This window comes from Microbulbifer sp. MI-G (genome assembly GCF_030440425.1).
In the GTDB taxonomy this organism is placed as follows: Bacteria; Pseudomonadota; Gammaproteobacteria; order Pseudomonadales; family Cellvibrionaceae; genus Microbulbifer; species Microbulbifer spongiae.
In genome coordinates, this window is record NZ_CP098023.1 from 3,914,178 (window position 1) to 3,925,000 (window position 10,823).

A 10,823-nucleotide genomic window follows, 5' to 3' on the forward strand; every position below is an offset into this window, starting at 1 on the left:
CCCCTGCCCAGTCCCGTCTTCGCCCGCGATCCCGGTACCGCTCTCGGATGGAGGGGTGGCCATGTACCAGGTAAAAAGACCAAGATTCAGCAACAGAAGAAAAAAAGCTATCCAACGCATATTCAGTGCCATTCATTCACGGGTTGCTCAAAGCAAGGCCATCCAGCACCAGATCCGGGACCAGGCGATGTTCTCGCCGGCAGAACGTCGACAGCAACGGCGCGTCGCCACCGGTGAGCCAAAGGAGCGGTTCGCGCCCGGCACTGTGTTGCAATTCCTCCAGAGCGCGATCAATGGCGCCGAGCACCATCAATAGCAACCCCCGGTTTACCCCTTCATCGGTCGTGCGCCCGGCACACAGGGGTTCGTTCAGGGCAATGTCTCGCACGCTTCTCGCAGCGTGCGTATCCACGCGCAGGGAGCGCTGCATCAGACCGATGCCGGGTGCGATATATCCACCAAGATGGCGTCCGTCATTATCCAGCAGATCCAGGGTCGCCGCGCTGCCACAATCGACAATCAAGGCGGCGCGCCGAGATTGCCCATAGGCCGCTAGCATGGCGAGCCAGCGATCTGCTCCGAGCAAGCTGTGGTTGTCGTACCCACAAACGACACCGGCGCACTCCGACTCCACCTGTGAAAACTCTACCTCCAGAGAGAACAGATTCCACACATGATTCACTAGCAACTCAGCTACAACAGGGCCCGCCACATTCACAGCGCGCACCCGTGTGGGGCGAAGCTCACCCCAATCCCCTGGCAATCTACCCGCGGCGAGTGCAGCAACGTCAAAACCACCCCGCAACCCCACCTTTTCCCCGGCGAGCAAACGCCATTTTCCCCGGCTATTACCGATATCTAGTTCGAGAATCACACCTGTCCCCGCAATGAGATCTCCCCTCCATGGAAGTACTTCAATTCACCGGCCATCTCCAGTATCAGGGCCCCTTTGTCACTCACGCCCGCCGCCGTGCCACGCCAGGTTTCGGTTCCGGACTGCAGGACCACTGGCTGCCCTGCAAACTGGTCCAGAGCAGCCCAGGCATCGCGGTAGGCACGGAAGCCCTGTTCCGGGTAATCTTTCAGCAATGGCAACAATTCGTCCAGTATGGTCGCTGCCAGGAGATTGCGCGGGATACCCGGGCACACCTGCTGCAGATCAGCCCAGGGCTGATCAATTGCACAGGCAGCCTGACCGCGCAAACCGCTATTCAGGCCGATACCAATCACCACCCCACAGCGATCGGTGAGATCGCCCTTTAATTCCAGCAAAACTCCGGCCAGCTTGCGCCCCCGGCACCAGATATCATTGGGCCATTTGAGGCGAACACCGGGAACTTCAAAGCGCCCCAAAGCCCGCGCAAGCGCTACTCCAACAGAGAGGCTTAACCCTTCCAGACTCTGTACGCCACCACTGAATTCCCAACCAACCGAAAGGAGGATTCCAGCACCAAAAGGACTGACCCAGTGGCGCCCGCGGCGTCCGCGGCCAGTGCTCTGGTGCTCGGCAAACATCACTACAGCATGCCCGGTACCCGCTTCCATTAATGCCAGTAATTGGGCATTTGTGGAATCCACCTCGTCACGCAGGATCAGCGAGCGCAAAAGCGACCTGCTCCGGTCACCCAGCGCCGCATGAATTTTCTCCGCCGCGAGCAGGTCCAACCCCCCGCGCAGACAGTAGCCGCGCCCTTTGACCGACTCCAGTACCAGACCGTATTGCCCGAGCTTCTGCAACTGCTTCCAGACCGCTGCTCGGCTTATCCCCAGGGCGGCGCCGAGAGATTCACCGGAATGCATCCTGCCATCTGCCAGCAATGACAGAACGGGGCGCAACTGCGCCAGCGGACTTTTTACGGTACTGTCTTGCAACTTGATCAACCTTTTATATATAGCGACGGAAATAGCGATGGCCCAGGCTGGTCAACACTTCATAACCAATGGTGTCCGCATATTGCGCCACCTCATCCACAGTCAGGTCCTGATTAAGGATTTCGATCGACTGCAGGGACTCGCGCTCTTTCGCCGAAAGCGCGGAGATATCAAATGTGGTGGAATCCATGGATATGCGCCCCACAATCGGCAGCTTGCGACCACAAGCCCAGCCGTGACCGCGCCCCCCTTGGGCACGCATTATACCGTCGGCATAGCCACCACGGGCCACCGCTAGCCAACTCCCCGCCGCCATCCGCTGGGTAGCACCATAACCGACAGATTGTTCTTGGCTTAGATGCCGCTTTTGCACTATGGGCAGGCTGAGTGTCACGGTGGGCCGCATGGGGTTGGGGGTGCCGGGTACCGGGTTGATGCCATAGAGTGCGGAACCGGGACGCACGATATCAAAGTGATAATCCTTCCCAAGGAAGATACCCGATGAATTGGCGAGGCTCAGCTGGATATTCGGGCAAAGTGTTCGCAGCCTCTGCCCTGCCTTTTTGAAACTGCGCAGTTGCCGTATATTTTGCGCGTGTTGCGGCTCATCTGCACAAGCCAGGTGACTGAGTAGCATGCGAATATCTGCCAGGCGCAGGAGCTCGCGATCCCGCAACAGGTGCTCGAACTCTTCCGCACTCAACCCCAATCGGGTCATCCCCGAGTCCACTTTCACAGCACAGGGCGCCTCCAACCCGGCGCGGGCGCATGTCCCCACCCAGTGGCGCAATAGTTCGAGTGTGAACAGCGTCGGCATAAGCCCTGCGCGGGCGCACTCCAGCTCCGCCCCAGCACGTACACCGGTCAGAATGACGATAGGGACATCATCACCCAGCGCGTCCCGAAGGCTCTCCCCCTCCGCCTGGGTTGCAACAAAGAAGTCGCGACACCCCTGCCGATAAAGCGTCGGTGCCACATGGGACATACCCAGGCCGTAGGCATCTGCCTTGACCACCGCGCCACAACGGGCGCCGCCTGCCACCCGAGTGACCAGGTCCTGATAGTTATCTGCAATGGACTGCAAATTAATGCTCAGCAGCCCCTCGCGAGAATCGGTCATAGCATCACAAGCCTCGACTTACCTGCTAGGTCGCCCCCAGCAAGCGCTCGCGCTGTAGGGCACCGGCACCCACTAATATACACAGCCCAGCCATAGAAAGGGTGACCAGAGAGCCAGCGATTGCCAGCGGTAAAGATATTGTCTCGCCTACCAGCAGCGCCTTTAGCCACTGTTGCTGCCCCACTAATGGCACAAGCTGCCAGACTGGAGCCTCAAGATCCACTTTGGACATATCCAGGCCAAACAGTATTAACAGTGGCACAATTTGCAATAGCCCCAGTTGCATTTGGGCATCTTTGAACGATTGGGAGCGCAGCGCCAGGAGAATCTGGGCCACGGCTACCAACAGGGACAAGGGCAGCAACAGCAGTCCCATCACAGGGATTGCATAGAGGGAAACCGAATACTGGATCCCCAGCTCTGATAAAGGCAGTAGTGGCAGCACAGATACCATACCGGCAATCCCAACAAGACCGCTGAGCCAGCCGATACTGGATACCGCCAAAACTTTCGCCAACACGATCTGCGAGCCCGCCAGGGGTTGCTGTAACAATACCTCCAGACTGAGACGTTCCCGTTCCCCCGCGGAGCTGTCTATGGATGCGCCAAGACAGGCTACAAAGATGCCCAGTATCAGCATACTGGGCATCATGGTAAGAAGCAGCGCGCCCCGCTCTGAAGGCGCACTCACATCCCGAACCTCCAACTGCCACGGGATCAATACTTGGGGGGCAACGCCTCTCGCTATCAATCGCTGTCTCGCCACTATTGACTGAAATTCACCCAAGTGCCTTTGGAGGTAAGAGACCTGTTCATGAATACCTTTTGCTGAGCTATCCATATAAAGATACAGTTTAGGCACCAGAAGGTTTCGAAATGCTGAGTTAAAATTGTCACCCACTTCCAGAACCAGATCGAACCCATTTTCGAGCAGTGCCTTGGGCGCGCCCTCTTGGATGGTTTTCACCTCAAGGCGAGCGCCCGCTAACTGCCGCTCCAAAAAGGGCACTGCTTCCCTGGAAAGCAGCGCCAACCGCAATCTATCCTCTGCATTGTTTTTGACCGCATAAACGATCCCGCCAATACTCAGAGTTGGGAGCAACAAGCAGGTGATCATTGCCGTAAATACGGCCCGGCGATCACGCCATATCTCCAGACACTCCTTGCGCAGTAATGCAAAGCTCTGCTGCCACACCAAACTCCTGCCAAAATTCATACCAGCACCCCCTCACCATGGCTTGTCCCTTTAATGCCATAGGCAAGAGCGACGAAACTCTCTTCCAGGCTGCCTGTTCCTGAAAGATGCATCAGTTCTTCCGGTGCACCATGACCAACAATGACCCCTTCCGACATTACCAAGACAGAATCTGAAAGCTCAGAGACCTCCGCCATTACATGGCTCGAGAATAAAATGGCAGTCCCTTGTGCGCGCAGTTGCAACAGTGTTTTACGCAACAGGCGCGCAGCGAGCACATCAAGGCCGCGGGTGGGCTCATCGAGAATCAGGTGACCTGGGCGGTGAATGAGTGCGCGAGCAAGGGAAACCTTCATGCGCTCCCCCTGGGAAAACCCCTTGGTGCGGCGATTCCAAACACTATCCAGCTCCAGCTCAACACGCACAGATTCCAGCGCTCGCTCCAGCGCCTCTCCGGCAAGCCCCTGGGCACCAGCGAAAAAGGTCAAATACTCTTCAACGGTCAGACGCTCATACAAGCCTTCCCGATCCCCCACAATGCCCAACTGTCGTCGAGCAGCCAAGCGGTGCCGGGCGACATCCAAACCACCCACGGAGACCTTCCCACTATCGGCTTTAAGCAGCCCGGAAATAATGCGCAGACAGGTCGTCTTGCCTGCACCATTTGCTCCCAGTAGCGCGGTGATTTGGCCATCGGGTACGGAAAAGCTGAGATTTTTTAAAACACTTCTACTGGCAAACTGTTTTCCAACCGATTCAACCCTGATCACAGATGCTCTCCCCCAAGAGTATTTTCACCTTCCACCAACGGCGTCTTTCTTCCTGGTGCCGGACCAAACCCATCGACCATAAATGGTGGCCTGTGCATTTCCTCCATGCACCCCTGCTCCAACGGCTTGTCCGGCGCATGCAGAAAGTCGGCAATCAGCTCAGGGATACACCCGCGGCCCGTATTGGAATGCCCACCGCCTGCAATGACCAGGTGCTGTTTATTGGAGAGATATTGCAACTGCTCATCGGCATACCGGGGGGGCGTAATTGGGTCCGCCTCCCCGGAAATCAGCAAAACCGGGTGACTTCTGGGCTCTGGTTTGGCGTATGGTTTTTCGGATACCGGCCATACCTGGCAGCCTCGCTCAAACATTTCCAGGAAGGCATTACCCAGGAAAGTACCTGCCTCATCCCTGGCAACGTCCTCAGGGCTAATTCTGTTTAACTCCTCAGCACAGGCAACTGAGAAGGTCAGCCCCAGGGACATGGTGTTCTGGCGAAGCAGCCCTTCTATCGCCGAGAGCGGCAGATAGTTGCCGCGACTGGCCTGCTTGATGGCATAGGGCAGTAGTGCCGCTGTTTCCGGATGGTAGAGAGCCCCCCGGATAACATTCTGTAAAACCCAGCGCGGTACTGGCTCTTCAGAGAGAACGCCGGTAAATGGGTCGGGAAACGGTATGGCAGTAGCTTGCCAGTTTTCCAACAAGTCGTTGAGTTCGGTTCGCCAATCATCCAGTTGGGCACAGGCTCTATCTTTCAAGCAATCCCGCTCCAGTGCCTGTAGGGCGCCCTCTGCCGCCTGTGCGGTTAAAAACACCTTGGTTTCTATTGGCGCTACCGCATCCAGAACCAGCACACTCAAGCTCTCGGGATACCATTGCTGGTACAGCAATGCAGTGCGCGTACCCCAGGAGACACCCCACAGAGCAATCTTCCGGTGCCCCAGATGTTTTCGCACCCTCTCCAGGTCATTGACTGCTTGGCGACTACTCAGGGAATTGGCAAAGCTTTTCTGTTCCAGGTAGCAATCCGCCAACTCCGAAGAAAAAACCTCCAGGTTCGTGGGAAGCATCAGGTTCCAGCCACAATCCAACGACTGTGAAAGCCCTGCACCACGGCGATCTACGAGTACAATCGCACGCTCCCGATTGACCCTGCGAAAAAAATTCAACATCGGAGCCAGATCGCTGGCGGCCTGGCCTGGCCCACCGGCCAGTAAATAAAGCGGTGCCTTATCGCTCTCGCTCACAGCAGGCGCTACCATCACCGCCAAAGACACCCTTGTATCCCCTTTACCAACGGTGAGCCGTGAACACCGAAGCGTATTCCTCCAGCCATCCAGGTAGCAATCGCGAGATTCCGCCACCTCTGAATCGGCCCAAGCCATCGGAGATACAACCCCGCAAAGCACGACTGCACCCGTGAGCACCCAGCGTACCCCGATCATGACCACCCCTCTTCACTCAAAAGTCGTATGTGACAGTGTACCGAACCAGGTCCGGGCATGTCGCACTTGTAGCATGTCGGCCAATTACATTAGCGCCCATCTCCCTGCAGTGTTAAGGTTTCGGTTTTACGCTGCCCATGACTATACCCATGAGCTTCTCAGACCGTGAAAGACACTTGATTCGGGCCGCCTTTGCCTGGGGCCAGATCACCCAACAGGAAGGTTATACTCTTTCCGATCTGGAGATCGAAAAGTCGGTATTATTTCGCCGCCTGCTCGGCGGTCGCCCACCCCTGGCCTTCCCGCCACCTTTGCGCCACGGTTTTCCCTGGTACGATGTGATCGAAGGCCGCAGTGAGCATATTGTCAATGCCTCAGAGGCCTCACCCGAGTGCAGCATTATCGCCCCGGACTGCAACCCTGGTGATATCTGTATACTGATCGATGGGACCTTTTGGCGTGTCGTGGAAACCATTCGTGAACAGGAGGAGTATGTTGTCGAATGGGGCCAATACCCCATGCAATGGCGTCTGAAAAAGCACTGGGAAGTCAACTACGAGATGACCCAGCAATTACACAGCTTTCGCAGGAACAACCCCTCCACAGAAGTCAGTTTTGACCATTATCTCGGTCAACGTGAATATCGGGAATTTCGCATTGGTGATGACCAGACGGTATGGCTATGCGAATGGCAGTTAAGCCGTATTAGTCTCTCCGGCTGGGTCTGGGTTGGCACCGTGCTTCCCCCTATCGAAGATAACCTTTCCACAATCTCCGAAGACGCTCTAGGACCAGTGATTCTTGGCAAAAAAGGTACAGATACAGGCGATGCCTGGCTGCGTATTGAACAGGCTGAGCGGGAATCCCGCCTGGTCAGACTGACGGGGCAGCACGATTACCAGTTGCTGACCTCAGCCAGTGCTGCGGAGCTCAAAAGTTTGCTACACAGCCTGCAAGAAGAAAGCGGGTACGTCGAAGTCCTGGACTGGTGCGAATGCAGGCCTCTTCGCCGCTTCTCCCTCCCCACCCAGTTTGTCCCCCCCGAGACGCTGAACCTAACAGGGATCAATTACGACTTGGTGCCTGACAATGCTTACGACCAGTAAGAAAGCAATGGCCAGACAATAGATCTCAAATTGTCAGACTCCACAAACACTGACACTTAGTACTTAGGCTGTGATCAGAAGTATACAGGCTTGGGCTGCAACTGCCTGCCTTCTGTCATTATCAGTGGAAACTTCTATCAGCCCGTTTTAAGTAGCGATATTAAGAAGGCTGTCTCCCTACAGTTTTTTCTTTGACACTCACACAGATTCCCAGGGCAGTTTGCTAAAGGCCAGCGGTTATCAAATGACGCTCAATAACCATATGCACAAGAATTTGTGAAGCGTGTCACAAGATTGAATTATTGCTGAAACTTAATGCCACATAAACAGCTCTGAAAAATTGCAATTAAGCATCACATGGAATCAATAATGAAAAACCTATTTCTAATCTTTTTCTTTTTTCCTGCCATTGCATTGGCCGAAGTAGATTCTCAATTAGGATTTGGGCTTGGAACACAATACGGCGGCTTTGTCGGATTCAAATATTCGATAAGAAGCGATTCAAATACATTTTACGCCGGCCTCGGATTGGCAGATCCTACTGATGAAGAGTATGGGTTTACTTTAGGCTGGGAAAAAAACCTGGCAGAAAAGCATGCTTTCGGATTTCTAGTTAGAACAAAAGAATCAAAGTCATTCACAGGTGTTGTTTATCTTTCTGATCCTAGTGTAACTCCCTCCAGAAAAATTATCCTTAAAGACGGTTATGAAAGTTTTTTTGCTGGAACATATACTTACTACTTCAACCGTTTTGATGAGCCCGGCTTCTCAATCGGTGTCAGCGCTGGAAAGTCCTATTTCAATAGAAACCTAAAGGATGGCTTCGGCGATGACATCGAGTATGGCGCACACTTTGGATACCAGTTTTAATCTGATAATAGCTGGACTGACTATATTCTCAAATTAGCAAGCAGTAACAAGTCTACAAGGGTTTGCGCACAATCACAGCGCTAGCCATGCACAAAAAATGAAATAACTGCAAACAAATATTAATCTCAAACGCTTTCAGCTTTTCCGCTCTCTTATTAAATCTTCTGTTATCTCAGTAGCCATCATTCGGTTGCTGGTCACCGGCCGACCGAAATAAAAAAAGCCCTGGCCGCGAGGGATCAGGGCTTTGCAATATACCCCAAAAAAACAAAACCCCCGCAGGCTTCCCTGCAGGGGTTTTCTCTTTTAAAAGCCTGACAGTGACCTACTCTCACATGGGGAGACCCCACACTACCATCGGCGATGCTGCGTTTCACTGCTGAGTTCGGCAAGGGATCAGGTGGTTCCACAGCTCTATGTCCGTCAGGCAAACTGGCTCCGGGTGGCGTTGGTCTTAAGAGCCTTAACTCTGCCCGCCGTGTTATCGCTGTTTGCCTCGGTCAGTGTGACCGGCGATAACCCCAAATCATTCGGTAAAACACCCTGTAGTAATACACCGCAAGCCGCCTGTTGTGTGCCTTTCTATACACAATCCACTCGCTCAGTCGCCAGTAACCATCTCTGTTGTATGGTCAAGCCGCACGGGCAATTAGTACTGGTTAGCTCAACGCCTCACAACGCTTCCACACCCAGCCTATCAACCTGGTAGTCTTCCAGGGCCCTTCAGGACTCTCAAGGAGTCAGGGAGATCTTATCTTGAAGGAGGCTTCCCGCTTAGATGCTTTCAGCGGTTATCCCGTCCGAACATAGCTACCCGGCAATGCCACTGGCGTGACAACCGGAACACCAGAGGTTCGTTCACTCCGGTCCTCTCGTACTAGGAGCAACTCTTCTCAAATCTCCAACGCCCACGGCAGATAGGGACCGAACTGTCTCACGACGTTCTAAACCCAGCTCGCGTACCACTTTAAATGGCGAACAGCCATACCCTTGGGACCGGCTTCAGCCCCAGGATGTGATGAGCCGACATCGAGGTGCCAAACACCGCCGTCGATGTGAACTCTTGGGCGGTATCAGCCTGTTATCCCCGGAGTACCTTTTATCCGTTGAGCGACGACCCTTCCATTCAGAATCGCCGGATCACTATGACCTACTTTCGTACCTGCTCGACATGTCTGTCTCGCAGTCAAGCGCACTTATACCATTATGCTCATTGCATGATTTCCGACCATGCTGAGTGCACCTTCGTACTCCTCCGTTACTCTTTGGGAGGAGACCGCCCCAGTCAAACTACCCACCATACACTGTCCTCGATCCGGATCACGGACCTGAGTTAGAACCTCAAACATACCAGGGTGGTATTTCAAGGACGGCTCCACAATAACTGGCGTTACTGCTTCAAAGCCTCCCACCTATCCTACACAAATAGGCTCAAAGTTCAGTGCAAAGCTGTAGTAAAGGTTCACGGGGTCTTTCCGTCTAGCCGCGGGTACACTGCATCTTAACAGCGATTTCAATTTCACTGAGTCCCTGGTGGAGACAGCGTGGCCATCGTTACGCCATTCGTGCAGGTCGGAACTTACCCGACAAGGAATTTCGCTACCTTAGGACCGTTATAGTTACGGCCGCCGTTTACCGGGGCTTCGATCAAGAGCTTCGCCTAAGCTAACCCCATCAATTAACCTTCCGGCACCGGGCAGGCGTCACACCCTATACGTCCTCTTACGAGTTTGCAGAGTGCTATGTTTTTAATAAACAGTCGCAGCCACCTGGTCACTTCGACCGGCCTCAGCTTAGGGAGCAAGTCCCATCACCAAAACCGGCGTACCTTCTCCCGAAGTTACGGTACCATTTTGCCTAGTTCCTTCACCAGGGTTCTCTCAAGCGCCTTGGTATTCTCTACCTGACCACCTGTGTCGGTTTAGAGTACGGTTCACTATTGCCTGAAGCTTAGAAGTTTTTCCTGGAAGCAGGGCATCAACCACTTCGTCTCAAAATAGAGACTCGTCATCAGCTCTCAGCCTTAAGGACCCGGATTTGCCTAAGTCCCCAGCCTACAACCTTAAACATGGACAACCAATCGCCATGCCGGCCTAGCCTTCTCCGTCACTCCATCGCAGCAATAGCAAGTACAGGAATATTAACCTGTTCCCCATCGACTACGGCTTTCGCCCTCGCCTTAGGGGCCGACTAACCCTGTCCCGATTAGCGTTGGACAGGAACCCTTGGTCTTCCGGCGGGGAGGTTTTTCACCCCCTTATCGTTACTCATGTCAGCATTCGCACTTGTGATACCTCCAGCCAACCTCCCGGTCAACCTTCAGCGGCTTACACAACGCTCCTCTACCATGCTCCTAAGAGCATCCGCAGCTTCGGTTACCAGTTTGAGCCCCGGTATATCTTCCGCGCGGGCCGACTCGACTAGTGAGCTATTACGCTTTCT

The 10,823-nt window shown here is 54.3% G+C and carries 8 protein-coding genes and 2 rRNA genes (1 of these 10 only partly in view); 2 read left to right on the plus strand and 8 right to left on the minus strand.

Features of this window, described 5'->3' with window-relative positions; all coding sequences use genetic code 11:
* Positions 1-136 precede the first annotated feature (136 nt).
* Genes M8T91_RS16110 through M8T91_RS16135 form a run of 6 tightly spaced genes read right to left on the minus strand, consistent with a single transcriptional unit; the run spans position 137 to position 6,405 of the window.
* On the minus strand, positions 137-874 hold the full coding sequence (locus M8T91_RS16110) for a type III pantothenate kinase (RefSeq protein WP_301415194.1): 738 nt from the start codon (positions 872-874) through the stop codon (positions 137-139).
* Positions 871-1,872, minus strand: coding sequence for a bifunctional biotin--[acetyl-CoA-carboxylase] ligase/biotin operon repressor BirA (gene birA / locus M8T91_RS16115; RefSeq protein WP_301415195.1), 1,002 nt, complete (start codon positions 1,870-1,872; stop codon positions 871-873). Before birA ends, M8T91_RS16110 begins: the two co-directional genes overlap by 4 nt.
* Positions 1,873-1,885: 13 nt before the next feature.
* Complete coding sequence (gene alr / locus M8T91_RS16120) at positions 1,886-2,992, minus strand: alanine racemase (RefSeq protein ID WP_301415196.1); 1,107 nt, start codon at positions 2,990-2,992, stop codon at positions 1,886-1,888.
* Between the two features lie 25 nt (positions 2,993-3,017).
* Entirely contained in the window at positions 3,018-4,208 is a 1,191-nt protein-coding gene (locus M8T91_RS16125) for an ABC transporter permease (RefSeq protein ID WP_301415198.1), read from the minus strand.
* Positions 4,205-4,957 carry an ABC transporter ATP-binding protein gene (locus M8T91_RS16130; protein WP_301415199.1) on the minus strand — a complete coding sequence of 251 codons (753 nt, stop codon included), beginning with the start codon at positions 4,955-4,957 and terminating at the stop codon, positions 4,205-4,207. The genes M8T91_RS16125 and M8T91_RS16130 overlap by 4 nt, the downstream gene beginning before the upstream one ends.
* A complete protein-coding gene (locus tag M8T91_RS16135; protein WP_301415200.1) occupies positions 4,954-6,405 on the minus strand; it encodes an alpha/beta hydrolase in 1,452 nt (483 codons plus the stop codon). Before M8T91_RS16135 ends, M8T91_RS16130 begins: the two co-directional genes overlap by 4 nt.
* Positions 6,406-6,554: 149 nt before the next feature.
* Between M8T91_RS16135 and M8T91_RS16140 the strand changes: the two genes are divergently transcribed.
* A complete protein-coding gene (locus M8T91_RS16140; RefSeq protein WP_301415201.1) occupies positions 6,555-7,511 on the plus strand; it encodes a hypothetical protein in 957 nt (318 codons plus the stop codon).
* A 369-nt stretch (positions 7,512-7,880) separates the two neighbouring features.
* Positions 7,881-8,381 (plus strand): hypothetical protein, encoded by a 501-nt coding sequence (locus M8T91_RS16145; RefSeq protein ID WP_301415202.1) that lies wholly within the window; start codon positions 7,881-7,883, stop codon positions 8,379-8,381.
* Positions 8,382-8,693: 312 nt separating this feature from the next.
* Here M8T91_RS16145 and rrf read toward each other — a convergent pair.
* Together rrf and M8T91_RS16155 are read right to left on the minus strand one after the other, a co-directional pair.
* A 5S ribosomal RNA gene (rrf, locus tag M8T91_RS16150) occupies positions 8,694-8,809 on the minus strand.
* A gap of 200 nt (positions 8,810-9,009) precedes the next feature.
* A 23S ribosomal RNA gene (locus M8T91_RS16155) occupies positions 9,010-10,823 on the minus strand; it runs 1,065 nt beyond the window's last position.

Excerpts from the sequence above, each read along its gene's own strand:
- alr (WP_301415196.1), bottom strand. The coding sequence starts at position 2,992 with ATGACCGATTCTCGCGAGGGGCTGCTGAGCATTAATTTGCAGTCCATT.
- M8T91_RS16125 (WP_301415198.1), bottom strand. The coding sequence starts at position 4,208 with ATGAATTTTGGCAGGAGTTTGGTGTGGCAGCAGAGCTTTGCATTACTG.
- M8T91_RS16135 (WP_301415200.1), bottom strand. The coding sequence starts at position 6,405 with ATGATCGGGGTACGCTGGGTGCTCACGGGTGCAGTCGTGCTTTGCGGG.
- M8T91_RS16140 (WP_301415201.1), top strand. The coding sequence starts at position 6,555 with ATGAGCTTCTCAGACCGTGAAAGACACTTGATTCGGGCCGCCTTTGCC.
- M8T91_RS16145 (WP_301415202.1), top strand. The coding sequence starts at position 7,881 with ATGAAAAACCTATTTCTAATCTTTTTCTTTTTTCCTGCCATTGCATTG.